This window comes from Brevibacillus sp. RS1.1 (genome assembly GCF_013284365.1).
In the GTDB taxonomy this organism is placed as follows: domain Bacteria; phylum Bacillota; class Bacilli; order Brevibacillales; family Brevibacillaceae; genus Brevibacillus; species Brevibacillus brevis_D.
The window spans coordinates 96,694-123,317 of sequence record NZ_JABSVA010000009.1 but is presented as its reverse complement, the minus strand read 5'-3'; the positions used below and the strand labels follow the sequence as shown (position 1 = coordinate 123,317).

27 protein-coding genes are annotated in these 26,624 nt (G+C 48.5%); 17 read left to right on the top strand and 10 right to left on the bottom strand.

The window, feature by feature from the left end; translation table 11 throughout:
• The first annotated feature begins 12 nt into the window (after positions 1-12).
• Positions 13-1,686 (top strand): b(o/a)3-type cytochrome-c oxidase subunit 1, encoded by a 1,674-nt coding sequence (locus HP570_RS23635; RefSeq protein WP_012684152.1) that lies wholly within the window; start codon positions 13-15, stop codon positions 1,684-1,686.
• A 57-nt stretch (positions 1,687-1,743) separates the two neighbouring features.
• On the opposite strand, the gene HP570_RS23630 is transcribed toward HP570_RS23635, so the two are convergent.
• Positions 1,744-2,499: an SDR family NAD(P)-dependent oxidoreductase gene (locus HP570_RS23630; RefSeq protein ID WP_173627358.1), complete on the bottom strand. Its 756-nt coding sequence runs from the start codon at positions 2,497-2,499 to the stop codon at positions 1,744-1,746.
• A 127-nt stretch (positions 2,500-2,626) separates the two neighbouring features.
• Here HP570_RS23630 and HP570_RS23625 point away from each other — a divergent pair, with 127 nt between their 5' ends.
• Entirely contained in the window at positions 2,627-3,259 is a 633-nt protein-coding gene (locus HP570_RS23625) for a nitroreductase family protein (RefSeq protein WP_012684154.1), read from the top strand.
• Positions 3,260-3,364: 105 nt separating this feature from the next.
• On the opposite strand, the gene HP570_RS23620 is transcribed toward HP570_RS23625, so the two are convergent.
• Genes HP570_RS23620 through HP570_RS23610 form a run of 3 tightly spaced genes read right to left on the bottom strand, consistent with a single transcriptional unit; the run spans position 3,365 to position 6,855 of the window.
• A complete protein-coding gene (locus HP570_RS23620) occupies positions 3,365-4,759 on the bottom strand; it encodes a sensor histidine kinase (protein ID WP_041749213.1) in 1,395 nt (464 codons plus the stop codon).
• On the bottom strand, positions 4,746-5,453 hold the full coding sequence (locus HP570_RS23615) for a response regulator transcription factor (protein WP_142498532.1): 708 nt from the start codon (positions 5,451-5,453) through the stop codon (positions 4,746-4,748). The genes HP570_RS23620 and HP570_RS23615 overlap by 14 nt, the downstream gene beginning before the upstream one ends.
• Positions 5,454-5,490: 37 nt before the next feature.
• Positions 5,491-6,855, bottom strand: coding sequence for a VCBS repeat-containing protein (locus tag HP570_RS23610; RefSeq protein ID WP_173627357.1), 1,365 nt, complete (start codon positions 6,853-6,855; stop codon positions 5,491-5,493).
• A 254-nt stretch (positions 6,856-7,109) separates the two neighbouring features.
• Here HP570_RS23610 and HP570_RS23605 point away from each other — a divergent pair, with 254 nt between their 5' ends.
• The 3 genes from HP570_RS23605 to rpmG all read left to right on the top strand — a co-directional run bounded on the left by HP570_RS23605 (position 7,110) and on the right by rpmG (position 9,622).
• Positions 7,110-8,066, top strand: coding sequence for a hypothetical protein (locus HP570_RS23605; RefSeq protein WP_173627356.1), 957 nt, complete (start codon positions 7,110-7,112; stop codon positions 8,064-8,066).
• A gap of 167 nt (positions 8,067-8,233) precedes the next feature.
• Positions 8,234-9,448, top strand: coding sequence for a GTP-binding protein (locus HP570_RS23600; RefSeq protein WP_173627355.1), 1,215 nt, complete (start codon positions 8,234-8,236; stop codon positions 9,446-9,448).
• A gap of 24 nt (positions 9,449-9,472) precedes the next feature.
• The gene (gene rpmG / locus HP570_RS23595; RefSeq protein ID WP_012684162.1) at positions 9,473-9,622 is read left to right on the top strand and encodes a 50S ribosomal protein L33; all 150 of its coding nucleotides are present in this window, start codon (positions 9,473-9,475) and stop codon (positions 9,620-9,622) included.
• Between the two features lies 1 nt (position 9,623).
• Here the strand turns inward: rpmG and HP570_RS23590 are convergent, their stop codons facing one another.
• From HP570_RS23590 to HP570_RS23575, 5 genes are all read right to left on the bottom strand, one after another.
• Positions 9,624-10,781: a glycerate kinase gene (locus HP570_RS23590; protein WP_173627354.1), complete on the bottom strand. Its 1,158-nt coding sequence runs from the start codon at positions 10,779-10,781 to the stop codon at positions 9,624-9,626.
• Positions 10,782-10,870: 89 nt separating this feature from the next.
• Positions 10,871-12,034, bottom strand: a complete 1,164-nt coding sequence (locus HP570_RS23585) for a cation:proton antiporter (protein ID WP_173627353.1) — start codon at positions 12,032-12,034, stop codon at positions 10,871-10,873.
• Positions 12,035-12,298: 264 nt separating this feature from the next.
• Positions 12,299-12,433, bottom strand: coding sequence for a hypothetical protein (locus tag HP570_RS29835; protein ID WP_012684166.1), 135 nt, complete (start codon positions 12,431-12,433; stop codon positions 12,299-12,301).
• Between the two features lie 24 nt (positions 12,434-12,457).
• Positions 12,458-12,748, bottom strand: coding sequence for a hypothetical protein (locus tag HP570_RS23580; protein ID WP_173627352.1), 291 nt, complete (start codon positions 12,746-12,748; stop codon positions 12,458-12,460).
• Between the two features lie 98 nt (positions 12,749-12,846).
• The gene (locus HP570_RS23575; protein ID WP_173627351.1) at positions 12,847-13,260 is read right to left on the bottom strand and encodes an Lrp/AsnC family transcriptional regulator; all 414 of its coding nucleotides are present in this window, start codon (positions 13,258-13,260) and stop codon (positions 12,847-12,849) included.
• A gap of 118 nt (positions 13,261-13,378) precedes the next feature.
• On the opposite strand from HP570_RS23575, the gene HP570_RS23570 reads away from it, so the two are divergent.
• The 7 genes from HP570_RS23570 (at position 13,379) to HP570_RS23540 (ending at position 18,837) form a co-directional block, all read left to right on the top strand.
• Positions 13,379-14,137, top strand: a complete 759-nt coding sequence (locus HP570_RS23570) for an MBL fold metallo-hydrolase (RefSeq protein WP_173627350.1) — start codon at positions 13,379-13,381, stop codon at positions 14,135-14,137.
• 150 nt (positions 14,138-14,287) lie between these two features.
• The gene (locus tag HP570_RS23565; RefSeq protein ID WP_007726169.1) at positions 14,288-14,881 is read left to right on the top strand and encodes a winged helix-turn-helix domain-containing protein; all 594 of its coding nucleotides are present in this window, start codon (positions 14,288-14,290) and stop codon (positions 14,879-14,881) included.
• On the top strand, positions 14,878-15,135 hold the full coding sequence (locus HP570_RS23560; protein ID WP_173606221.1) for a hypothetical protein: 258 nt from the start codon (positions 14,878-14,880) through the stop codon (positions 15,133-15,135). Before HP570_RS23565 ends, HP570_RS23560 begins: the two co-directional genes overlap by 4 nt.
• Positions 15,136-15,170: 35 nt before the next feature.
• Positions 15,171-15,752, top strand: coding sequence for an ATP-dependent Clp endopeptidase proteolytic subunit ClpP (clpP, locus tag HP570_RS23555; protein WP_012684171.1), 582 nt, complete (start codon positions 15,171-15,173; stop codon positions 15,750-15,752).
• Between the two features lie 166 nt (positions 15,753-15,918).
• A complete protein-coding gene (locus tag HP570_RS23550) occupies positions 15,919-17,604 on the top strand; it encodes a methyl-accepting chemotaxis protein (protein ID WP_173627349.1) in 1,686 nt (561 codons plus the stop codon).
• Between the two features lie 346 nt (positions 17,605-17,950).
• Complete coding sequence (locus HP570_RS23545) at positions 17,951-18,313, top strand: cupin (protein ID WP_173627348.1); 363 nt, start codon at positions 17,951-17,953, stop codon at positions 18,311-18,313.
• An 89-nt stretch (positions 18,314-18,402) separates the two neighbouring features.
• Complete coding sequence (locus HP570_RS23540; RefSeq protein ID WP_173606227.1) at positions 18,403-18,837, top strand: metal-dependent hydrolase; 435 nt, start codon at positions 18,403-18,405, stop codon at positions 18,835-18,837.
• Between the two features lie 165 nt (positions 18,838-19,002).
• Here HP570_RS23540 and HP570_RS23535 read toward each other — a convergent pair whose 3' ends face one another.
• Positions 19,003-20,652: a DUF6583 family protein gene (locus HP570_RS23535; RefSeq protein WP_173627347.1), complete on the bottom strand. Its 1,650-nt coding sequence runs from the start codon at positions 20,650-20,652 to the stop codon at positions 19,003-19,005.
• 214 nt (positions 20,653-20,866) lie between these two features.
• Between HP570_RS23535 and HP570_RS23530 the strand changes: the two genes are divergently transcribed.
• The 5 genes from HP570_RS23530 to HP570_RS23510 all read left to right on the top strand — a co-directional run bounded on the left by HP570_RS23530 (position 20,867) and on the right by HP570_RS23510 (position 26,579).
• Positions 20,867-21,781 carry a LysR family transcriptional regulator gene (locus tag HP570_RS23530; protein ID WP_173627346.1) on the top strand — a complete coding sequence of 305 codons (915 nt, stop codon included), beginning with the start codon at positions 20,867-20,869 and terminating at the stop codon, positions 21,779-21,781.
• 106 nt (positions 21,782-21,887) lie between these two features.
• Entirely contained in the window at positions 21,888-22,967 is a 1,080-nt protein-coding gene (locus HP570_RS23525) for a DUF418 domain-containing protein (protein ID WP_173627345.1), read from the top strand.
• Positions 22,968-23,066: 99 nt separating this feature from the next.
• Complete coding sequence (locus HP570_RS23520; RefSeq protein ID WP_173627344.1) at positions 23,067-24,170, top strand: citrate synthase/methylcitrate synthase; 1,104 nt, start codon at positions 23,067-23,069, stop codon at positions 24,168-24,170.
• Between the two features lie 643 nt (positions 24,171-24,813).
• Complete coding sequence (locus HP570_RS23515; protein ID WP_173627343.1) at positions 24,814-25,842, top strand: NADH:flavin oxidoreductase/NADH oxidase; 1,029 nt, start codon at positions 24,814-24,816, stop codon at positions 25,840-25,842.
• 146 nt (positions 25,843-25,988) lie between these two features.
• Positions 25,989-26,579: a TetR/AcrR family transcriptional regulator gene (locus HP570_RS23510; protein ID WP_231850547.1), complete on the top strand. Its 591-nt coding sequence runs from the start codon at positions 25,989-25,991 to the stop codon at positions 26,577-26,579.
• The last annotated feature ends 45 nt before the right edge of the window (positions 26,580-26,624 follow it).

Here is a 26,624-nt window from a genome sequence, read left to right as displayed (position 1 = left end):
TAGGTGAATCCTATGGTAATCGCACGGAAGGTCGAAGATACACTCCCCCATGTCCCGGTTCAGCGTTCTGCGGCAAGGCTTAGTTTGGCCTATGTGTGGGTAGCTTATATTGCATTCGGTTTGGCAGCTGTGGCTGGGATGGTACAGGGAATGGTTCGCGGTGGAATCATGGAACTACCGAGCTGGACAAATTACTATCAAATTTTGACCGCTCATGGCGTGTTGATGGCACTTATTTTTACCACGTACTTCATCGTCGGATTTATTTTCTCAGGAGTCGCCCGCACGACAGGTGGTTCCTTGCACGGAGCCGCCCTGAAATTTGGATGGGCCGGCTGGATTCTCATGACGCTAGGGACGTTGATGGCTGTTGTCACCATTCTCTTGAATGAAGCCTCTGTCCTTTATACGTTCTACGCACCACTGAAAGCATCTCCGTACTTTTACATTGGTTCTGCCTTGCTAGTAGTAGGCAGCTGGCTAGCAGGATTCGGGGTTTTTGCCAGCTATCGCAAATGGAAACGCGAAAATAAAGGGAAAACGTCTCCACTGTTCCTCTACATGGGAGTCACAACTTACATTCTGTGGATTACTGCGACAATTCCAGTAGCGGTGGAGGTTCTGTTCCAACTCATCCCGTGGTCACTCGGGTTGGTTCCTACGATTAATATCATGCTCAGCCGTACGCTGTTCTGGTTTTTCGGTCATCCACTCGTTTATTTCTGGCTATTACCTGCTTATATGGCTTGGTATGTATGTTTACCAAGAATCATTGGCGGTCACATCTTCAGTGATTCGCTTAGTCGACTCGCTTTTATCTGCCTGCTGTTGTTCTCGATTCCTGTCGGGTTCCACCACCAATTGATGGAGCCGGGTATCTCACCAGCATGGAAAATGATCCACGTGACACTGACGCTGATTGTTGTAATCCCGTCTTTGATGACAGCATTTTCGATGTTTGCCATTTTTGAAACAACTGGACGTAAAAAAGGCGGAGTTGGACTTTTCGGTTGGTTCAAAAAACTGCCTTGGACAGACGTACGTTTCTTTGCTCCATTTGTAGGGATGCTGTTCTTCATTCCTGGCGGAGCTGGGGGGATTATTAACGCAAGTAACCAGATTAACGCGGTGGTGCACAATACGATTTGGGTTACCGGTCACTTCCATATCACAGTAGGAGCAGCTGTTGCGCTCACCTTCTTCGGTGTCACCTTTTGGCTAATTCCAGCATTGACCGGAAGGCAGTTGACCAAGACTGCGAATCGGATGGGAATGGTGCAAACGGTATTCTGGGCAGTAGGAATGTTCTTGATGTCGCTCGCTATGCACACGATGGGCTTGCAAGGGGCGCCACGCCGCACGGACTACACAACGTATATGGATCACCCGTTAGCTCTGGGCTGGATGGATTACCAGCGCTTGATGGCTTTTGGTGGAGGACTGTTGTTCGTATCTGCGATTCTCTTGATCCTGATCTTGCTGTATCTGACTTTCTACGCACCAAAAGGGAATACAGAATATCCGATTGCCGAGACAGAGACAACGCAAGAAGTTCCAAAAATTTTGGAGCGCTGGCCAGTTTGGATCGGATTGGTCGCCTTCCTCATTATTCTCGCGTACGGTTATCCGATTTTGCAACAAATTCAGCACCAAGCACCAGGCTCGCCGCCTTTTGTGACTTGGTAAGACGATACGTACGAAAAAGCCGCTCATTCCATTTGGAAGCGAGCGGCTCTCCTATTTTTATGGTTCGTATATCATCTTGCGGGTCATTCCGCCATCTATAATCAGCTCAGTACCCGTAATGAAATCGTTGTCCTTTTGTGTCAAAAATAGACATGCACGGGCAATATCGTCGGGTGTTCCTACGCGACCTACCGGATGCTGGGCATGATCACCGGGACGAAGAGCGGCATAATCGCGGTGCTCAATCCAGCCGGGAGAGATCGCGTTGACGCGAATCCCATCGGGGCCGAGTGAGACACTAAGCGCATGTGTTAAGGATAAAATGCCTCCTTTTGAAGCCGCGTATGCTTCCGAGTGTGGCTCAGACATGTGCGCCCGCGTCGAACAAAGATTAAGGATAGCCCCTCCACCATGGCGACGCATGATTTTGGCTGCTTCTCTCGATGCGAGAAAAACACTGCGCAAATTCGTGTTCAAGATATGGTCCCATGCTTCGATGGTCAGTTCATAAGGAGATTCCCATACGGACAAGCCCGCGTTGTTGATCAAAACATCAAGTCGCCCCCAGCGTTCATCGACGGTTCTCATCAATTGTTCGATCTGCGCTGGTACGCTGACGTCGATGTGCTCGAAGTGTGCAGTACCTTTCACTGCTTCTGTCGAGTTGATTAGCGATGCCGTTTCCTCTCCCGCAGCATGATTGTACTCGGCGATGACGACATGTGCTCCTTCGGCAGCATACATAGTGGCGACAGCCCGTCCGATGCCTTGGCCACCGCCAGTGACGATGACAATGTTATCCGTGTATTTCATCGAGAGTGCCTCCAAACAATAAAGTATGAAGCAAAATGTAAAAAGTAATTGCAAAATGTTTGTAACGATAATAAAGTAAGTAGTATCTTTTTAACAGCGTACTATACAGTATGGAGGAGATTCAATCATGAATACAGAACTGAAAATTACCGCTGAACAGGTAATGGAAGCCCGTCACAGCGTACGTAAATACGATCCGAATGGAAAAATTCCACAAGGCGAGCTGAACGAAATTCTGCGTCTTGCAGCAAGTGCGCCATCGGCTTGGAATTTGCAGCATTGGCGTTTTCTCGTCGTAACTGATCCTGCGATCAAAGAAAAACTGCTCCCAATCGCATACAACCAGCAGCAGGTAGTGGATGCTTACGCTACGATCATCATTCTCGGCGATTTGGAAGCTTATAAGTCTGCTCGTCCTGTTTATGACGAAGCATTGGCAAAAGGTTACGTTACAGAGCAAGTGCGGGAGAACATGATCGCACAAATCGAAGGGGCGTACAATAACAACCCGGAAATCGCGCGTGATGAAGCAATCCGTAATTCATCCTATGCAGCGATGCAGCTCATGCTGGCGGCAAAAGCAAAAGGATACGACACGTGCCCAATGGGTGGATACAACCGTGATGCGCTCATTAAAGAGCTGAACATCCCATCCCGCTATTTGCCAACACTCATGCTGACTTTGGGGAAAGCAAGCGTGCAAGCTTATTCGACTTCCCGTTTCGGCTTGGATCAATTGGTTATTCAAAATAGCTTCTAATAGCGTGTTCCAACAGCAAAAAACTCATCCACGCCACATATATATGCGGCAAGGATGAGTTTTTTTGTCATATCTTCTCCAGGGGAGCGATTCGCTCTTCCTCCCTTATTGATTCGCCAACAACGGTAAATCCACCATAATCGATGTTCCTTGACCAAGGGCACTGCTGACCGAAAACCGCCCGGCATGGAGCTGAATGATCTCTTTGCAGATTGCCAATCCCAGACCACTGCCGGAGAGTTTGGAGCGTCCTTTGAAAAACTTTTCTGTGACATGCGGCAAGTCTTCCGGGTTAATGCCTTCGCCAGTATCCGTGACGGTGACAAGAAGCCTATCAGCTGACAAGGAAGCTGCGATAACGATCGAGCCATTTTGTGGCGTGAATTTTAACGCGTTGTCCAATAGATTCACAAATACTTGCTTCAGCCGATTCGGGTCTCCCATAACGATAAGTGGGGTGGGGGGAGTCTCCAGCTTCAACTCGATTTGTTTTGCATGGGCACGTACTGAAAATTGAAGATGCAAATCTTGGAGAAGCTCCCGGACATCCATGGGTACACGAGACAATTTCATCTCACCGGATTGAAACTTCGAGAAATCGAGCAATTCCTCGACGAGCCCGATCAAACGATCTGTCTCCTTGGAGATGACCTCCAGACCGAGCATCGTCTCCTCAGGTTCTTCCAAACCACCCGAAATGAGTGTTTCGCCCCACCCTTTAATCGACGTAAGTGGGGTGCGCAGCTCATGGGAGACAGAGGAGATGAAGTCATTTTTTAGCTTTTCGTTTTTCCCGATCTCCGTTGCCATGTAATTGAAAGTATCCGCGAGAGTTCCTACCTCATCATCGAATCGTTTTGGAGCGCGGACAGAAAAATTTCCTTCCGCCATTTGTTTAGCCGCGTTGGTTAAATCTTCGATAGGGTCAACGATTCGTTTTGCCATGAGCAGGCTGAGTGCAAAAGCCAGGATGACTACGCCTGTCCCAACGCCAGCGCCGTACAAGGCAATGCGATTTACTGCTTGGTAGAGCGGTTCAGCAGAGATCGTGTACCGCAGAACACCTACAAATTCTCCGCTGTACGTAAGCGGGTTGGACACCGCGATGACGCGCTCCCGCGACTGTGGACTTTTCCCGATGTAGAGACCACTTTGCCCCTTGAGGGCATCCATCACATCAGGGGTATTGATAATCTCGCTGGTCTGAAAGCCGTAGGAGTTGAGAATGACCTTTCCCCCTGGGTCCAAGACCTCTATTTTGGCGTATTCCTGATTCGAAACATTCTCCAAAATGTATCGTGCTTTGTCTTTTAACCGATAGCCAGTGGCGTACTTGTTAATAAAATTGGTGAAGGTCGTGCTGCGGGTCACTAATGCTTCGGTCGCAGTCCCGATGTAATACGTATGAACGGCCCAGTAAAACAGTCCCTCCAAAAGCAACACGATCAGAAGGAGGATCAGGCCGAAATGAAGAACCAGCCTACTCTTAATGCCTTTCATCTGGGACGTCCTTTCGCCACAGGTAGCCATACCCCCAGACTGTCTCCAGGAAAGCTGGATGAGCCGGATCGTCCTCGATTTTTTGCCGGATTCGGCGGATATTCACATCAACGATTTTTAAATCCCCGACAAAAAATTGACCCCAAACTGCTGTCAAAATCTCGTCCCGACTGATGGCTTTGTTCGCATTTTCTGCGAGTAATTTGATGATGGCAAATTCTTTTGGCGTGAGGTCAATTTCTTGTTCCGCCCGAATTAGCTTTCGTTCATCGAGCAATAGTCTGAAGGGGGCAATGTTAATTTCATTTTTGTCCTCGGCTTCAGGAATGGGTGTCAATCTGCGGTGCAACGCTTTGACACGGGCCAGCAGTTCCGCAGGGCTAAACGGCTTGGAGACGTAATCGTCCGCCCCGAATTCGAGACCCATGACTTTGTCCAGCTCCTGGCTTTTCGCCGTCAACATAATGATTCCGAGACGCGGATATTTTTTTCGTAGCTGCCCACATACTTCGAAGCCATCAATGCCGGGGAGCATGACGTCGAGAATTGCGATGACGATGTCCGTTTGTTGATCTGCGAGATCAAGTGCTTCTTCTCCGGTGCCAGCCTCGATCACCTCATAGCCCTCGCGTTTGAGATTGATGCGCACAAAATCCCGGATGGATTTCTCGTCTTCCAGTAATAGAACCTTCATTGGGCAAATCTCCTTGATAAGGATTTACTATTTCACTTTATTCCCGGTTCGTCATCGGTTTGTAGAGCTGACGAATCTCCTCCGCGGTAAGCTGCATGGATCGATATTCCGCGAGAGCAGCCTTTCCAAGGGTAGGGGTTGTTTGCGGTAAAATGGCGATCAAAACTTGTTTGCCCTCTTCCTTCAGCAAAATGTAGGGAACTTGCTTTTGCTTCAATCCGCTCTCAAATTTGATCCATTCGTTTTGTGGAATGCTTTGCAGCGTTAGTAATTCCGCCTTATTTTTCCCATTCGCGCCGTAATATTGGAATCGGACTAGAAGTGGATTCGTATCATGGTTGATGGAGATGGTGTACTTTTCGCCCCATTTTGCCGGAATCTTGAGGTCAAAGCCCTGTGAGTAATTTTGATAATGATCCTCGATGTGTTTCAAGCCCGTTTTCCCGTCCCATTGGAAGTAGGAGGAGACCCAAGGGATTTCTGCCATGGCCAAATCCTCTGTCCCAGCGGGTTGTATCTTTGTGCCGATCTCGATGATGCCATCACCGTTGATATCTTCACTTTCCAAAGAATACGGCTTGAAGGTCAGGTCCATCTCTCCTTCTATTTTTGCCAAAGGGTTGGACAGTTGTCCATTGTCCCAGAGGAGTAGTTCAGTGGAAGCAGAGTGAGCACCTAATCCAGCATCAATAAATAGTCCGTTTCGGGTTGGCGATGCTTTTCCGATGATAGCCTGATAGTAGCCATTCACATATCCGTCAAGGGCTAGCTCCGTCTTTTTCGCGATTTTGCCGTTCGCCGCCCCATACAGCTCGGCTTTGGATGTGAAGTTATTTTTATCGAGAACAACGAGAGCGAGATCCGCCTGATTATCTCCTGTCAAATCCCCTACGGCCATAATGGTATAGGGCTGCTTCATCAATTCCTGGGTCATATTATTCGCTAGCGAATAAACGGAGAGCTCCTTGTTCAAATCTTCGCCGCCGCCCATTCCAATCAGCATTTCCGGAATTTTGTCCCCTGTGAGATCTTGAAAGGAGACGTAATCCAATTCACTGCCGACACCCGTAAAGGAGGAGAGCTTTTCCCAGTTTCCTTGCTTTTGGGTAAGCACAAGCACACCGATTTCATAATCGGTTTTTTCGGTTTTGTAAAAAGCGACGACCTCTGCAACCCCATCTCCGTTTAGATCCTGTAAGGAGACGGCACTGGCTTCTGCGGGATGAAGAGGAACAGATAATTGTGACCCAGCCGGCAAAAATTGCATGACGGCCTGATTGATCGATTTTTGATCACCGTCTGCTGACGGGGCGCGCATCAATTCATTGGGTGTATCTGTGAGTCCGCAACCGCTAACAAGCGAGGCGCAGAGTGCTGTCGTTACGAGCCAAGCCTTTTTCATTTCAAATGTTCCTTTCTATTGCTGCATCCATTTGACTATATTGTAGCTTGCCCATCCCGCAAATTTGTTGCAAAACGGTAAAAAAACCCGTTTTCGAGCTTTTCATGAACGAACGAACATGCTCTAAGCTACCTTATACAGGAAAAAAGTGCGAGAGAACAGGGAACATTGTACTAGCAACAATTGACCTAGCAAATTCGTTTAAAAATGTAGGATAGGAGTTGGATGTTATCTATACGAAGGAGGAGAATAGGATGAAAGCATGGCATAAAACGATGGCAGCAGTTCTTTGCAGCGGCACGGTTCTCATGGCTTCGGGTGTTGGGGCTGACCCAGTTCAAGCGACGGGCACCCAATCACAAGCATTTGCGCCGGTAGTCTTATTGCAACCAGAGCAAAATATCCCGTTCACCATACAATTTGTCGATGGATTTGTGGCAAAAGTAACGAACACAAAAACAAAAGCGACGAGTGCAGTAGATATATCGGACAATAAGGCTACGTACGTGAAGCAAGGGATTTATCATGCCAATGGAAAGCTGCAAAAGGCAACGAAGGGATATACAGAAAAGCTGGTGGAGCTGGTGCCCTTCCGGGATGCGAAAGGCAACCTGCGTTACATGGGCAAGCAAATCCTGCATGGGCTGAACACAGAGGATCGTTTAGCAGTGGCGACCAGTGTGTGGAACGTCGTCGACAAACAACCGCAGCTTTTACAGGTAACGGTTCAAAAAGCAGACTGGGACAATATGCCGTCGACAGATGTGACGATCAATAGCGGCTTCAGTATGAGCAGCGATAGTACCTTTGTCCTCGACTCGAAGTATGCAGACGTGACGGGGGACAACATCAAGGATCACATTTTCCTTGTAGGCGATAAGATGGGGGTATCGATGAATCAGACGGCCCATAACCTGCGTGTCGTGGTTCGGGAAGGGAAGGATAATCAGCAGACGTTTATCTCTGTAGGAAAGCACGACAGTGGTATTCTTCCGAAGCTCGCCATCACAGATGGTAATGCCGATCAGGTGAAAGACATCCTCGTCACAATGCCGACTGCGACAGGTCATGTGTATAGTCAGCTTACGTGGAAAGAAAATCGCCCGCAGCCAGTCGTCGACCAGGGGAAATTAAATGATCGTCAGGCGTACCAGCCAGTCATTGGGGTTTATGGTGAAGCGGTTGGGATGAATAAGGCAAAAAAACAATAGTAGAGTAGGCGTGGACGAAATCAGTCAGAGTGAAATCTGGCTGATTTTTTTAGTTCCTTAAATCGTAACAATTACGTTTTATATTGACTCTGAATGTTTCGATGCGTTATGATAACGATCAAATCGTAACAATTACGTTTTAAGAAAACTGAAAAGGAGAACCTAGCATGAACATGATTGAAAAGAAAATCCCTGTCACAGTCCTGAGCGGGTACTTGGGAGCGGGCAAAACGACGCTACTGAACCACGTCCTAAACAACCGGGACGGGCTACGAGTCGCCGTGATCGTTAACGACTTGAGCGAAGTAAACGTAGACGCCTCTCTTATTCACTCAGGCAGTGGTCTTTCACGCGTAGACGAAAAGGTCGTAGAGCTGTCGAATGGCTGCATTTGCTGCACCCTGCGAGAGGATTTGCTGACGGAGGTAGAGCGTCTGGCTTTGGAAGGACGGTATGATTACATACTGATTGAATCGACGGGAGTAGGCGAGCCGGTTCCTGTCGCCCAGACTTTTACATACGTAGACGAAGAAAATGGCATCGATTTATCGTCCCTATGCCGCCTGGACACGATGGTGACCGTAGTTGATGCATACCGCTTCTGGCATGACTTTTCGTCCGGCGAAAACCTTTTGGACAGAGGGCAGGCAGTTGGTGAAGAGGATATTCGTGAGGTCGCGGATCTGTTGATCGACCAGATTGAATTCTGTGATGTGTTGATTCTGAACAAATGTGATCGCGTTGCTCCAGATGATTTAATCCAGCTGGAAGCGATTCTACGCAAGCTACAGCCACATGCTCGCTTCATCCGTGCTGTTCGTGGACAGGTGGACCCGCAAGCAATTTTGAATACCCATCTGTTCGATTTTGAGACTGCTAGTCAATCAGCGGGATGGATTGCTGAGCTCCAGAAGGAAGTCCATACACCTGAGACGGACGAGTACGGAATTTCCTCCTTCGTGTATCGCGGTCGCAGGCCGTTTCATCCAGCCCGTTTTGAAAAGTGGTTGGAGGATTGGCCAGAGGAGATCGTACGTGCCAAAGGCTTTTTCTGGTTGGCGACACGAAATGACGTGGCGATGACACTCAGTCAGGCGGGGCCATCCATCGAAATCGGAACGGCAGGCTATTGGACAGCGGCGTTATCGGCAGAAGAGCAACAAGCCATTCTGGTAGAAGAGCCGGATTGGCAGCAAACATGGCATCCCGTACATGGGGATCGAACCACAGAGCTCGTCTTTATCGGGATTGATCTGAACCAGGAGCAAATCGTGAAGCATCTCGATGCATGTCTCCTGACCGATGAGGAGTACGAGGCGGACTGGAGTAAGCTGCCCGATCCACTCCCAACAGCAGATGCTGTTATCGAGACGACATTGTAACCAAAAAAGAGGAGGCTGACATCCATGCGCGTGAACATTACCCTGCAATGCACCGAAACCGGAGATCGCAACTATATCACATCCAAAAACAAACGGAATCATCCCGAGCGATTGGAACTGAAAAAGTACTCCCCGCGACTAAAGCGCTATACCCTTCATAGGGAAACAAAGTGATTCAAAAGATACGGTTAACACAATGCTGGAGCGGGATAGTAGCAATCCGTATAACCTGCTCGGCCGTCTGCTCCAAAAGCGAGGCAGCTTCGAGCATCGATTGATCCAGCGTCATCGGTTTGTTGGTGATGCTGACAACGGCAGAAACGCCTTTTTCATAAAGGGTGTCGATGCCATTTCCAATGGAGCCAGCGAGGACGATGACGGGAATGCCGTATCGTTGCGCGACTTGGGCAACTCCACATGGCGTCTTTCCTTGGGCAGTCTGGAAGTCGACTTGTCCCTCACCTGTGATCACAAGATTGGCTTTGTCCATGGCTTCCGCGAGTTCGGTCGTCTCGATCACAATCTCAATACCGGAACGCAGCTGACCATTCAGAAAAGCGAGAAGGGCACCAGCGACACCACCAGCAGCACCAGTTCCAGGCAGATCGTGAATGGCGATGCCGCGGGTCTTTTCGATCAAGTCAGCGAAATGGCGTAAATGATCATCCAATTGGAGCACCATTTCGGGTGTGGCACCTTTTTGCGGGCCGAAAACGTGAGAAGCGCCATTGGGTCCAACAAAAGGATTGGTGACATCACATGCGATGACGAAGTGACAGTCAGCCAGCCGCTTATCAACCTGACTCGTGTCAATACGGCTCAGTCGAGATAATTCCCCACCTCCAAAAGAGAGTGGCTGATCGTTTTGATCGAGAAGCACATACCCGAGAGCTTGGAGCATACCAGCGCCTCCATCATTGGTAGCACTGCCACCCAGCCCCAGAATGAACTTGCGGCAGCCTTGATCCAGTCCAGCCGTAATCAACTGACCAAAGCCATAGGTCGTCGTGACAAACGGGTTGCGATCTGCGGCAGAAATCAAGTAAAGGCCAGATGCAGCAGCCATTTCGATCACACAGGTTACACCGTCACCCAAAATACCGAATTCAGCAGAAATGTCCTGTCCGAGCGGGTTTTTTACGGTGGCGGTCAGTATTCTGCCATCTGTGGCATCGACCAGGCATTGCATAGTACCTTCGCCGCCGTCAGCCATCGGTTTCACGATGAGTTCACTTTGCGGGAGTGCGCGTTGAATCCCTGAGCGAATAGCTTCGCCCACCTGTTTGGCAGTCAGGCTGCCTTTAAAGGAATCCGGAGCGATTACAATTTTCATGACGGTGTTCCTCCTATCAGGTAGGGTATTTTTACCATAATAAAAAAGACTGTCTCCCGCGTCTATGGCGAGAAACAGTCTTGGTTGTGTTAGGCGTTCTTTTTCAATGCCATTTCTTCTGGCTGTGTCGTTTTCGAGAAGAACCATTTCATCATTGGTGGAGTGACGATGGTGGTTAAGAGTACGACGATAATCAGGACGGCAAACATGTCTTGCGTGAGCAAATTGTTCTCCAAACCAATGGCGGCGATAATGAGTGCCACTTCTCCACGCGATACCATGGCAGCACCAATGGCCATCGAGTTTTTCCACGGGAAGCCTGTGATTTTTGCACCAAAAGCACCACCGATGAGCTTGGAAATAATCGCGATGACACTCAAGAGCACAATCAATCCGAGATTTTCCAAGATGCCAGAGAACTGTGCCGTTACCCCGATCGAGGTGAAGAATACTGGCACGAAAACCGCGTAGCTGATGGTTTCGACCTTGTGCGTTACTTCTGTCTTGTAATTGGTTAGGCTGATGGCAACACCGGCGATGTAGGAACCGATGATGGCGGCAACCCCTGTATATTCAGCAAAATAAGCGAACAGGAAACAGATAATGAGTGCTGCGGAAATGACCGATTCTGTAACCTGCAACGGAGCAAATTTTTTCAAAACCCAAGGGACAACCTTCCAGGAAAGAGCGATGACGATGGCAAAAAACGCGACTTTTTTCAATACCACCATGCCGAGATTTACGTCCCCGCCAGCAAAGCTCATCAAGAAAGCGAGCGCGAGGATGACCAAAACGTCATCAATAACAGCAGCTCCCATGATCGTTGCGCCTTCTCTTGATTTTAGCTTACCCAATTCCTTCAACGTTTGTACGGAAATACTCACACTGGTAGCAGAGAGCAGCAGGCCCAGGAAGATCGCTTCAATATTGGAGAGACCAATCGCAATCCCGGCACCATAACCGAGTGCAAGTGGCATGACAATTCCTGCGATACCTACGCTGGTTGAGGACTTGGCGGTGCGTTTGAACTCATCAATATCGGTCTCCAAGCCCGCGATAAACATGAGAAGGATAACCCCGATTTGACTAATTTCCTTGAGGATTTCTGTGTCTGTGACTAGCCCGAGAACGGTAGGACCTAGAACGATACCGATGAGCAGTTTCCCCAAAACGGATGGCTGTCCCAGCCGTACGCTGATATCACCAGCGATTTTGGAGGCAATCAAAATGACAGCCAGCTGAAAAATAAGCATGTGGTTTCCCCCTTTTTACAAAATAAAAAAGAGCCTGTAATCACAGCTTTCTTTTTGTCGGCTAAAAAAAGACAAAAAGAACCCTATGATGACAGGCTCCTCCAGTTACGAATCAAATATTCACTTATCGTACACAAATATTATAACAAAGCCAGCAGAAAAAGTAAACACTTGGTGACAAATGCTCCTCAGCGTCATTATCCAGGCAAATGAAAGAAAGCCTGACCGTCAAAGGATGCGGTCAGGCTTTTGTATGTGTCATGCTTATTTGAAATTGGTAAAATCGGATACTTGCGCGAAGAAATCTGCCAATGCATGTATTCCTTCGAATGTTTGGTAAGCAAAAATAGGCAGACCCACAATAAACAACAAAGCTTCTCCGATGTATTTGGCGATCATATGATCAACCTCCTTTTGGATGTTTTACGCTACGCGATCCAAAACAAAGGAATCATATGTATCCATTTCGCTGTCTGTATGCTGCATGCGCCTGAATAAGCGAAGGCGCTGCGGTTGCCTTGCCGCCATTGGATAAGTCTCAACCAACAATGTGTTAATGGGAGGTCGGTACATATCCATGACGTTCTGAGGTAGAGCCCGGTTTTGCAGGCAACACTGTCTGAGACAAAAAGCAGAAGTGAAGCATCCTACAAAAATCGCGACCAAGGCGAAGAAATCTTCCAGCGAAAACAGCAATAACAGCATATCTTCCATGGCGATTCTCCTCCTTTCGTATTCCTCATTCTACTCTTGTTCACAAAATCGTGCAATCTTAAAAATTTATGAGAGCGAATACATTGACAAACTACCAACTATTTCAATTTGTTAATCGATAGATTGACACGGTAGTTCCCAAAAGGAAGCAGGGCATCTAAAAAATGATTGAGGGCCTCTTGATCTGGAACATGTACGACCATAGAATAGCAGCCTTCTCCGCTAATGCGATGTGCTTGGACGATCTCGCTGCGACTTTTGATAAAACGAGTGAAGAGAGAATGATCGGTAGTGGTCATGAACATAGTGACCAGAGCAGTGAGGAAAGGGGCAATTTTAGCTTCATCAATGATCGTCGTGTAGCCTTGAATAATCCCTTGCTGCTCCATTCGTCTAATGCGGTTGCCCACGGCTTGACCGCTTAGATGGACCTGTTCGCCGATGTCCTTCCACTGCAAGCGGCTGTTTTTGCGTAGCAAGGCAAGGATGGAGAGATCAATTTGGTCTAGCATGCGTAACTCCTTTCACGGCGAAAGTGGGAAGCCAGCAATCGTTTCGCGGCAACCGTTTACGGCCTTATACAATAAACGTACATCCATTATAGCGATAACGAGGAAAGGAAGAAATGACATGCAGATTCAGCTTGTACGACATGCTACCTTGCGTGTGGAATATGCAGGGCTAACATTTTTGGTCGATCCGATGTTTAGCACAAAGGGCGAAATGCCAGCCGTACCAAATACGCCGAATCAGTGCCCGAATCCAGGAGTAGAATTGCCCATATCCGTGGAGGAGGTACTCGCTGGCGTGGACGCCCTCTTGGTGACGCATACCCATTTTGATCATCTCGATGAAGCGGCCATCCGCCTTCTCCCGAAGCATTTGCCTGTATTTTGCCAGCCACCTGATCGAGAAAAGCTGGTGCAGCATGGCTTCGAACAAGTCATTGCCATCGAAGTAGAGTATACGTGGCAAGGTGTTCACCTGCATCGGACAGGTGGTCAACACGGAACAGGGGAAATTGGGCAGCAGATGGGGCCAGTATCTGGCTTCGTTTTGCAGCGAGCTGGTGAACAGACGCTGTATGTGGCGGGGGATACGATTTGGTGTGAGGAAGTGGAGCAGGCCATCGTTGAATATCGTCCGGATGCAATCGTTGTTTTCGCAGGTGCGGCCCGGTTCTTGACGGGAGACCCGATCACGATGACGAAGGAGGATATCGTCCATGTCGCAAATGCCGTACCCGACAGCCGAATTCTCGTTGCCCACATGGAGACGTGGAACCATTGCTTGCTCAGCCGCCGGGAATTGAATGAATGTTTGCAGGAAAAACAGCTATCCGGACGTGTACATGTTCCGCAGGATGGCGAAACCATCTCCTTTCAATAACAAACCGAATCGTAATGAAAAACAAAAGCTCCGCAGGCTATAGCGGGGCTTTTGACGTTGTCGAAAAAAAGGCTTAACCATCATTTGACAAACAAAAATGAACGTAATAAACTATTTTTACGTAAATGATTAATGTCGTGAGGTGTTGTTGTGGCGCACGAACAACTGGAAACATATGTAGTCGAGAAGCCGGAACAGGCGATGGCGCTATTGAACCCGCTCCGTGCCGAGATTTTAAGCCGTTTGGCAGAGCCTGCTTCAGCAGCAGAAGTCGCGCGGGGTATCAATGAAATCCCGCAGCGTGTCAATTATCATTTGAAGGCCTTGGAAAAGGTTGGATTGGTTAGGCGGGTAGGGAGTCGACAGGTGCGCAATCTCGTCGAGGTGCTTTATTTGGCGATTGCGCGGACGTATGTGCTCTCGGAAGGACTGAACTGGGGCAATGATACCGTTCAGCAAATGAAGGATCAAGGGTCGCTGTCTCATCTGGTCCAGACAGCAGAACGAATCAAGCGGGATGCCATGCTCTTGCTGGAGCGCTCCGATCAAGAGGTGGAGGTTCCGAGCGCCTCACTGAATGCGAGCATTCAGCTAGCTAGTGCGGAACAGCGCAGTGCTTTTGTAGAGGAATATGTCCAACTGGTGAATCAGCTTGTGGCGAAGTATCAGCCAAAAGAAAAAGGACAAGAGACGTATCAGGTCGTTCTTGCGGTTTATCCAAAACAAGGAGGAGACGAGGCATGAAGGCACACGCTGTGGAGTCAAACAAGTCCAAACCCGTAATCGTTTGGGAAAATCGTATCCAGCCACAATCTGATCAGGTCATTGCCATGCCGAGCCGAAACGGAAATGGAGTTGCGGTCGAAAGAGAAGCAGCTGTTCAGACATGGTCAGTGGGTCCGGCGAGTAATCCGGCAGTGGTGACGCAGGTTTCATCTGGATTTAACAAAAAATCAGTGGCGGTTCCACAAGCAACCAGCATGCGAATGGCAGCGTAAAAAGTTGAGCGTAAACAAGCGAAGGAGGGTTTTTCATGAATCTCATTCCGGTAGTAGTCGAGCAAACGAGTTATGGAGAGAGGTCCTATGATATTTACTCCCGGTTGTTGAAGGATCGCATCATTTTTCTCGGAAGTGCCATCGATGATCAGGTAGCCAATGCAGTCGTAGCTCAGTTGCTGTTCCTGGCAGCAGAGGACCCAAAAAAAGACATTCACCTTTATATCAATTCGCCCGGAGGCTCTGTCACAGCAGGGATGGCGATTATTGATACGATGAAGTTTGTGGCACCTGATGTGTCCACGATCTGCACTGGAATGGCAGCGTCTATGGGCGCGATGCTTCTCGTAGCAGGAGCGCCCGGCAAACGGTACGCGCTGCCCAATGCAGAAGTCATGCTCCACCAGCCGTGGGGAGGCAGTCAAGGACAGGCGAGCGATATCAAGATCGCAGCAGATCGTATCATGCGACATCGCCACATGCTGTATACGATCATCTCGGAGCGGACGGGAAAAACAGTCGAGCAAATCGAAAAAGATGCAGACCGCGACTATTTCCTTACCGCCGCAGAGGCGCTTGAATACGGCTTGATTGATAAAGTGATCGAAAAATTATAGAGATGGGGATAGAGGATAAAGTGGCTGTGAAGCTTGGAGTTTAGTGTACCGAATGTTGGAACCGTCAGGGATTTTTCCTGGCGGTCTTTTGTTTGCACATCAAAGTGTTTGAAGGAAGGAGGAGCCGGGTATGAACAAGAGTATCAGATGACGGGAGGCACATCTTGTGAAAATCAGAACAAAAATCATCCTGGCTTTTGGTGTCATATTGGCAGTGATGTTCGGTTCAGGTACGTATATGCACCTGCAAATGCTAGCAATGAAGGCATCCTACACCCAGATTATCGAAGAGGAAAAATTATTAACGGATCTGCGTGAAATGCAGTTTATCATGACAGGTCGAAATAATGACGAAAGAGCCTACTTGTTAACAGGCGATGAAGAATTTCGGAAGGAATTGAAGGGAAAGGCAGCAAAGGTGGACAGCCTGTTTGCCAAAATGAACAGTTCTCTAGAGTCTTCTCACCATCGTGAAAAAATGGAGGAGGCAATGGGACTATACAAGTCCTTTCTGGAGTCGAGTGATAAAGCGGTAGAGGCACAGGATAATGGGCTACATAAAGAAGCTATCGCGCATCATTTCGGCAAGGAGCGGCAATCGAGAATAACACTGGATTCGGTTGTGAGTGGACTGGTCGAAGAGGTGCGTAATGAAATCGAAGTAGATAGACAGGAGCTGGAGGAGAACGAAGGAATTTCGGCCATGATCCAGTTGTTTTTTAATGCAGTGGGAATTCTCGTCGCGATTGTGGTCGGCGGTTTTCTAATTCGCTCGATTGTGGCACCGCTGCATCGGGTGAACAAACAGCTACATGAGATCGCTGATGGAAAAGGAGATTTGACGCAAGAGTTGACCGTCTTTTCCAAAGACGAGATTGGACAGTTGGCAGGCTCATTCAACCGGATGCTAGCCAATTTACGAGAGCTGATTTCTCAGGTTCGTGGACATGCCCAGCAGGTTGCAGCCGCGGCTGAACAATTGACAGCGAGCTCGAAGCAAACGAGCCAAGCTACAGAACAGATCGCCATCACGATCCAGGAAATGACGGAAGGAACGGACAGACAATCCCAAAACGTAGAAGAGAGTCAGCAAGAAGTCGAGGAAATATCCGCAGGAATTGAAAAAATTGCGGCACGTGCCCAAAGCGTGTCTGCTGCGGCTGCCAGTACCTCAGAGCTGGCGACAGAGGGGGATCGAACCATCCAGCAGTCGGTTTCCCAGATGAACGGGATCGGAGACACGATGGAGAATTTGACTGCACTGGTAGGTGGCTTGGGAAAACGCTCCGAGCAAATCGGTCAAATCGTCGAAGTCATTACGCAAATTTCAGGTCAGACGAATCTCTTGGCATTGAATGCCGCCATCGAAGCGGCGAGGGCTGGCGAACATGGCAGAGGCTTTGCTGTCGTGGCGGATGAAGTACGAAAGCTGGCAGAGCAGGCATCTGCATCAGCACAAGAAATCTCCCAACTGGTAGCGTCGATCCAGATGGAGACGACCAACGCAGTCCTCACGATGGAAAAAGGCTCTCAAGAAGTAGCAGATGGGATGGGTGGCGTCGCAAGAGCAGGAGAAGCGTTCTCTCAAATTCGCGATGCTGTTGTAGGCGTGACGAATGAAATTCAAGAGGTATCGATTGCTGCACATACTCTTACGGAAAGTACAGGCAAGGTCGGACAATCGATGCAGATGATCGCGACTGTCGCGCAATCGGCAGTCTCTCACTCGGTGGAAGTCTCGTCAGCTACAGAAGAACAGCTTGCTTCGATGGAGGAAATCTACGCCTCGGCGGCATCACTTGCGAGCCTCGCGGATGATTTGGAAAAACTGATAGGCCATTTCAAGGTATAAAGCTTCGTCACAGGATACACCCCTTAGAATCGACAGAAAGATTCTGAGGGGTGTTTTTTCGTTTACGCCAATTTCCACAAAGCCAATCTTCGATACACGAGAAAAACCACGAGATTCACTGCTTAGCTTGGCGAAAGTGGGGGATGAAGCTGCTCTGGGAAGTAAGGGCTTTGTTGCTTTTTGAGTTAAATTTCTCGATATTTTTATAGAACATACGTTCTTATTGTGGTAAACTCTTCCTGTGTGGAGGTCATCGCCATACTCTATAATCGTGGAAGATGAGTCTGTCACAGCGCCTCTAGTTGCGCTATGATAAGGCTTACGCGTTAAAAGGCGGAGGGGAAGTATGAAACGATTTCGATTTGATCAGCAAGTAGGCAAAACAATTGATCGCTATCAGTCCGTCCAGGCGACGATTTCTCGTGTCATCCGCACGCCTGATTCCGTTTCAATAGGATGTATCCATTTGGAGGCAGGCGGGATTGTCGGCTATCATCCGGCGACTTGCCCTCAGCTTTTTCTCGTGGTGAACGGTGAAGGCTGGGTGCGCGGTGAAGGTACAGAGCGCATCCCGATCCAGAGTGGTCAGGCGGCATTCTGGATCACAGGTGAAGGGCACGAATCAGGCAGTGAAACCGGAATGACTGCCATTGTGATCGAAGGAGATGGGCTCGATCCGGAGAGCTTCATGTCCTTGTTGGAAACATAACGCCTGTATGTATGATGGTATTGGTTTGCCATTCCACCAACCGTACATAAGCTCCCAAGACTCCCCAAGAAAGACGGTGTGAAAGGCAAATGACATGGAAAACACATATGGTACTCGGTGCCATTGCAGGCTACTGTGCCTATCCTTCGTGGAAGGGGAGTGTCATTGGTGCAACGATGGCACTTGTACCCGATATCGATCAAGCAAATAGCAAGCTCGGAAACTTGATGGGACCTTTGTCCAAAATGCTGCAAAAAGGATTCGGTCATCGTACGGTGACACATTCATGGGTGATTTTATTCCTTCCGTTCCTGCTGTTCGGCGATTCTTTGGCTGCCATGGCAGCGCTTTGGGGGATTTTGTCCCATCTGATCAGCGATATGCTGGTGGGACGCATTCAGTTATTGTGGCCGTTGCGAATGGGATGGCTCGGCATTCCGGTATCCAAGTCGATGTATCGGACTGTGGATCGAATCGTTTTCTATGTAGCGATTGTGTATATCGTAATCAAGGGTTATCAGTAAGAAGAAAGACATGGAGAAAGGACCTCCCATCTAGAGGTCCCTCTCCTTCGTATATTCGTAATATTCAGGACAGTTTGTGGTTTTAATAAAAAAGCTGACACCGGTTTTGACCGATGCCAGCTTGCTAGTAATGATTATAAGCGGATTCTTCTTATCACGAAACAATTAAGGCCCCATGAACTGTTGCACGAGCTCAGCGTGTTCATTCATGAACTTATCTGCGTTTTGCATGACCTCTTGTTGCGCTTCCATCATTTGTTGGTCAGACACTGTAACGAAATTGATGGAGTTGTCAGCAGTCATAGCTGGAATTTCCAGTGCTTTGCCGAATTCTGCTTTGGACTTCAGCTTGAAGCTAAAGCCTTTTGGCATATCCGGAGTAGGGTTCGAGAAGTTCACTTTTACCGTGCCGTCAGAATCTACACCATTGTCCGTCTTCGTCTCGTTCACGGTAACATTACCGGTCAGAGCAACAGGGTTAGAGGAGTATTCGTCTGCCGCTACGAGTGCAAAGTCATACTTTCCGGTTGTTTTCTTGTCTTGCTTAGTTGTATCGAAAGTAGTCGAGAGGTCCAGAATTGGCTGGTCAGTCTCTTTCATCAGGATGCTGAACTTGCCCTTTGTCTTGTCTTTTTCTTTTGTCGCTCTGTAGGTGAAAGACATTTCGCCATTTTGCTGATCAGACAGGTTGTGCAGGGAGTAACGGTAGTACGTTTCTGCGCCTTTATCGTAAGAAACACTGTTGTAGACCAATTGATCTTTTTTCCCTTTGTCGTCGACCAAGAGTTTGCGGGACAAGATTTGATGATCGCTATTCACAAGCACGACCATTTTCAATTGCTCAGTTGATTTGGCGTTTGTATCTTCTGTATCCTTGATGATGTCATCGAAGGCTTGCTCGTAATCCTTCTTGAATTCTTCTTTGCTGATTTCTTCTACTTTGTAGCCACTGTCGAGCATCAGTGTAGCCACATTGTGGTAGCGGCTGTAGATCAGGTCAAACAGCTTTTGGTCTGCTTTTGCTTTCTCGGCAATTTGCTTCGTCAGAGCCGCGCCTTCTTGGGCGTTAAAGGTAACAGTGATCTCTCGTGCATCTTCCTTGAGACCTTCTTCAGAGAAAGAAACGTCTTTTTTGATGCTTACCTGGCTGTCTTTGATGCTGTCAGCATACAGCAAGGCATACGGAGTCATGACCGTTTTGAGTTCATCTTGGTTAAAATTGATCGCTTCATTTAAATCGCTATAGCGTACGAAGCGCTTTGGCAGTTCCTCGCCGCCCAGCTTTTGCTTAAGTGCCTCGCGATCTTTCAGGTCCATATAAGCGTATTTAGAGTAAAACTCCGGCAGCTTGAAGCCCATAACAGAATCATTCATGAAGTACTCTAGAGAAGCCAGCTTTTTATCTTGTAGGTGAACTTCCAGGTTCCCCGATTGTTGATTTTTCTGTTCATCGATGTTGCTTTGCATCACGATCTTCGCTTTGCCCAGCATGTCGAGAATTTTTTGCGCTTGCGGGTCTGGGATGGTTGCATCTAGGGCAATGTCACTCAACTCAGTGGTGGAGTGAACTGGTTTTTCCAAGTACGGCTTCATGTAGTCTTGGTATTCCCCGTAAGCTTTGGATACGTCGCTAGAAAACTTCATCATGCTCTCCGCTTCCGCTTGCAGGTAAATCGTTTTTGCACTCTTAAACAAGTCGTACTTGGCATAAGCGGTTCCTAAACCACCCAGCACAACGACAGCCGCTGCCCCCGCGATCAGCCATGCTTTTTTCTTGCTTTTGCGCGGTGGGTTCACGTTTGTTGCAGTTTCCATCTTTTCTCTCCCCTTTTGTTCTCTCTCTTTGGTGAGTCCAATGTGCGTAATGATTTTGCGCACTCGATTTTGTATTGTACCATAAGGGGGAAAAAGGAGAACGATTTCCAGTAAATTTCTTCAAAAATGAGGAAGAAAGACCCAAAAAGTTGCATTCTTCCTACTTTTGTATGCATATAGAACACAGAAAAAGCGACAGCAGGGGGGAGATCACGTGGATTTTCGCGTGCTGCAAACGTTTATGGTCGCGGCCACGACAGAAAATTTTCACCAGACAGCAGAAGCGTTGTTCATTGCGCAGCCTACTGTCAGCCAGCATATACGTCAATTGGAAAAGGAATTGGGGATCAAGCTGTTTGAACGGGTTGGCAAACGCGTTCGGTTAACGGCTGCGGGCAAACGCTACTTGCCACATGCAAAAGGACTTCTTCAACAGTGGCATAGCAGTATGGAGGACTTGCAGGCTTGGAGACAGGGTTATCGGGAGAAGCTTCAACTGGCTGTTTCCCCGATTATTGCCCGTGCTCGTTTTTCCCATTTGCTGCACCGTTACACCAAGCTCTATCCCGATGTAGATATCTCGATTAAAATTGTCGACTCCGTGGAAATTGGCCCACTGGTGCAAAATGGACAGGCTGATCTGGGCCTGACCCGGATGGTGCCAGGGGAATTCCAGTTGTCTACTTATCTTTTGTATGAAGATCCTATTGTTTTTGCAGTCCCTCACAGCGGCGGAGATATGGAGGCGCCCTTGCCTGATTGGGAGCAAGAGGTGCAATCGAACCGTCTACTGACCCATAATCACCCGGGCTACTGGGATGAGTTGCTGTTGCTTTTGCGTCAGAGGGGGCTTTCCTTGCGTACGATGGCTGTTTCCCAGGTAGACATTACAAAGCGATTCATCGAGGATGGGTTGGGTGTTTCCTTTTTGCCTCGAACGGCTGTTGATCGGGATTTGTTTGAAAACCGCTTTATTGAACTGCCCACACCAGGCCTTGTTTTGCCGAAGGTCGCTTCTTATTTGCTGGTACCGAAAGCAGGAATTAGTGAGCCAGCGCAACATTTTATGGAAATCTTGCATTCCTTGTATCCACCGATGCCGCTTGTTCAGTCGGGTGGACGGACATAAAAGATAACAAGCCTGTAAGGTAGAGGTAAGGTGAATCGATAGGTTTGATGAGTATATGTATGCTACACTGAACCCTGCTTAAAGACAGCAGGAGGGATTGACGAATATGCAGGCGGAACCAATCACACAGAAGGATCGGATTTATTCTATTGATATTGTAAGGGGATTGGCATTGTTCGGGATTTTGCTGGTGAACTTGCCTAGCTTTATCATGTATTCGGAAGACGTCCGTATGCCAATAGAGGCAGGGATCGATGCATGGATTCGCTTAAGCTATGATTTATTCATTCAAACGAAGTTTTTCGGGATTTTTTCGTTTCTGTTTGGCTTGGGTTTTTACATTTTCATGTCACGGGCTGAACAGCGTGGACAAAAAGTATTTCGTCTCTTCAGCAGACGGTTGTTCGCGATGTTTTTCATTGGTGTGATTCACGTCATTTTGTGGTTTGGAGATATTTTGACGGTGTACGCGCTTCTCGGCTTTTTACTGATGCCATTTTATCGAAGAAAGTCTTCTACGATTCTAGCATGGGCAGCCAGTCTGGGAGGAGTGTACATGCTCACTCAAGGCGTGGCACTTGTACAGACGCTTAATGGTCAAGAAGTATATCCATTTGTAGCATCACTCCAGACGACACTGATACCGATCTTTGTGATGTTCCTGTTTGGTTTGTACGTGGGAAAACGCGGTTTCATTGCTCAAATTCGCGAGCATAAACCGTTGTTAAAACGAATCGCTACTACCACTCTGGCAATCAGTCTTCCAATCGCAGCAGGGATTGTGTGCGCGAGCGGTGTCGTCTTTGGTTCAAAGCTTGAACAGGTGAATAAAATATTGGTTGACCTGAGTACACTGCCTATGGCGCTGTGCTTGATAGCCAGCTTGTTTCTGTTGCTGGATCGAGAGTCGGCAAGGAAGGTTCTCCAGCCATTTGCCTACACGGGACAAATGGGGTTAACGACTTATTTGGGTCAGACAGTCATCATGACCATTCTGATTCCTTTGTTCGGTATTACGGCCATGCCGCTCTCTTCTTGGCTTTTGCTCGCGCTTCCGATCTATGCGTTTCAATTGCTCGCAAGCTGGTTGTGGCTGAAGCGTTTTAATCGAGGTCCGATGGAAAAGCTGTGGCGCTTCCTGACGTACGGACGTAAAAAGAAGGCAGTTCCAGCTCCTGCTAACTGATTGTAAAACGTGATCAAAAATCCAGTTTTCTTTTATTTCCCTTCACGATTATGAATCGATTATACTGAAGAGAAAAGAGACGAAAATGGAGTGGTGATGATGACAAAACAACATCCTTTGGCTATCGGCTTGGATGGTATCGCCGTAGCAGAAACAGACCTTAGTTTGGTGGATGGAATTAATGGACTGCTGGTGTACCGCGGTCATTGGGCGCGTGATTTGGCTATTCACCACACATTTGAGGAAGTGGCACACCTGCTCTGGTTCGGACATTTGCCGAGCGAGCAGGAGTTGACGGATTTAAAAGATAAGCTCAAAGCAAACCGTGAGCTGCCGGAGCATGTAAAAGGAATCTTGAAGTTGATCCCAGCAGATGTAGATATGATGAGTGTCCTGCGTACAGGTGTTTCGGCCCTGGGTAGTTCCTCGCACGGCTTTCCGCCAACCATCGATGAGGTGATTGCGCTGGCTGCCAAGATGCCAACAATCGTTGCGTATCGTTTTGCTTGTCTGGAGGGCCGCGAGCCGCTGGCACCGAATCCAGAGCTGGATCATACAGCGAACTATCTGTATATGCTCAAGGGCGTAAAGCCGAATGCGGCACATGTACGTGCACTCGATGCGTACCTGATTTTGACACAGGAGCATGGCATGAATGCCTCCACATTCTCCGGTCGTGTCGTGAGCTCGACTGAATCTGATCTGATTTCTTCCATTGCGGCAGCTATCGGAACCCTAAAAGGGCCGTTGCACGGCGGAGCACCATCCGAAGTGACGGAGATGATTGAGGCGATCGGCACGAAGGAAAATGCAGAGCCGTGGCTGCGGAACAAGCTGGAGAGCGGCGGACGTTTGATGGGCTTCGGACACCGTGTCTATAAAACGATCGATCCGCGTGCAACTGCTCTGCGCGTCGTTGCATCCGAGCTGTCGTCCAACGATCCGTGGTTCGATCTGGCGACACACGTAGAAAAAGTAGGCTTGCAGCTGCTGGAAGAGTACAAACCAGGCCGCAAGCTGAATACAAACGTAGAGTTTTTTGCCGCAGCTGTCATGCGCGCAGTTGGCTTGGATGACAATTTGTTTACACCGACATTTGCTGTGAGCCGTGTGGTCGGCTGGAGTGCGCACATTCTGGAGCAGGCAGACAATAACCGCATTATTCGCCCGCAATCCAATTACATTGGCACGATGCCAGAATAATAAAGACGTTAATTATAAAAGCTATCCGTTATGCGGATGGCTTTTTTCGTGGTTTATAAATGTGGCTGTGGTGGAGAGATTTCCAGTCTAGGCTCCAGGCTCCGTCCCGCTGAGGGCTGAGACTGTCCGCTCCGAAGGGATTCGCGGGGAAACGCAAAAGTGGTAGCCGCTTCGTCGCGCGGGCACGGTTGCGTTTCTTTTGCCCGCAAATCCCTTCTCCGCTCGGTCGGACTCCACAAGTCGCTACGTCTGGAAATATTCTTCTCTGTCGTAACAGATGACATCCTTATATTCTTTTAAGTCTTTTTAAAACCCGTTTAAGCAGGAAAAGCTCGTAGAGGAAACAGGAGAAAAAAGCGAAGATCTTTGGTACACCGACCGAGACGGAATGCAAAAAGCGAAACACGCTCTTAAGCGTCCACCTCTGAAAAACCTCCTGAATGGACTACTTTGGACGCGGTTTCGCTTTTTGCATGGAGGCGGGCAGTGAATCCCTCAGCGGGTGGGACAAGAATCTGAGCGTTTTCTCCTGTTTCCTCCCCACCACTACAGCCGGAAAAATTGTTTTAACAAAGTGCAACTTGGGATTGCAGAACATGCTTACTTTTGGCATGATAATGAAAAAAAGTAAGGAGTGGAGCAAATGGCGTTGTTGTCTACCCCGTTTCAGTTTAAAGGACTTAGCTTGAAAAATCGGATTGTCATGCCGCCGATGTGCCAATACTCCGTGGATGCACACGATGGAACACCAACGGACTGGCACTTTGTTCATTACGTTTCTCGTGCAGTAGGCGGAACAGGTCTGATCATCGTGGAAATGACCGATGTCGAGCCGGATGGCAGAATTTCCAACGGCGATTTGGGCTTGTGGTCTGACGAGCAGATTCCGGCGTATGCGCGGATCGTCTCCGAGGCTCATAAGTATGGGGCCAAAATTGGCATACAGATTGCTCATGCGGGCCGCAAAGCGGAAGACGCAGAAGTGCCTGTATCATCGTCCGCGATTGCTTTCCCAGGGGGACGCTACAAAACGCCACGGGCGTTGACGACAGAAGAGGTCAAACAAATGGTCGTCAAGTTCCAGGACTCAGCGAGACGTGCGGTGGAAGCAGGGTTTGATACCATTGAAATCCACGGTGCGCACGGATATTTGGTTCACCAGTTCCACTCTCCTTTGACAAATCAGCGAGACGATGAGTACGGGCGGGATAAAGCGCTGTTTGGCGTAGAAATTATTCAGGCAATCAAAGAGGTCATTCCAGCTGACATGCCGCTGATCATGCGCGTCTCAGCCGTAGAGTACGTAGATGGTGGATATGGACTAGATTACAGCACGGAGCTGTGCCGACGTTACAAGGAAGCAGGCGTGGATATTTTCCATATATCCAGCGGCGGGGAAGGACCGATTGGTTCAGCAGGCCGTCCAGGTGTTCATCCTGGCTATCAAGTACCATTGGCACGCGCCATTAAGCAGGCACTGGATGTCCCAGTCATTGCAGTCGGCAACCTCGATGATCCACAAGTGGCGGAAGCGTCGATTGGCAATGGTGATACGGATTTGGTAGCAGTCGGTCGCGGCATGCTGCGAGATCCTTATTGGGCACTGCATGCGATTCATGAGCTGTCGGCGGATGAGCTGCAGCCACCGAAGCAATATTCAAGAGCGTTTTAATCAGGTAAAAGAGCGATGGGCTTTCCTTTCGACTGTATCGTCGGGGGAGAGCCTTTTTTACTTTGAGCCCCTTGACACTTATTGGCAGTAGATTTAAGATGAATGTCAGTCAGTACTGACAATCACTTCCGGGAATGAGGATAGCAATGAGCAGCAGCAAAAGTCTTACAAGTAGCGAAAAACTGATGATAGCCGCAATCGATCTCATAGCGGAAAGAGGCTACAACGGCGTAACTACGCAAGAAATTGCCACTATGGCAGGATTGAGCGAGAAGACGTTATTTCGTCACTTCGGCAGCAAGCGAAATTTGCTGGAGAGTGCCTTTGACCGTTTTCATTACACGGAAGGACTGACGAAGCTTTTCGCGGAGAAGCTTACGTGGAATTTGCGTGAGGATTTGCTTTTAATCAGCCGAACGTATCACGAAATGATGAACCGCAATCGGAAAATGATTTTGATTAGCATAAAGGATGAGGCCCATTTGCCCGGATTCCGTGAGCGGACTCAAAAGCACCCGCAACAGTTAATGGTACTTTTTACAGATTACTTCAAAGAGATGGGCAAAAAAGGCAAGATGATCCAAACGAATCCCGAGGCACAGGCAACTGCTTTTATGGTCATGAATTTCGGGGCGTTTTTGAACGATCTGGATGGCACTAGCAATTTTTCAGGGGTATCCCTAGATGCATTTATCGAAGAGAGTGTAGAGGTTTTCGCTAGGGGTTTGACTCCCTAGTTTTTTTACCACCGACATGTCAGTCGGTACTGACAGTCAAAGTGT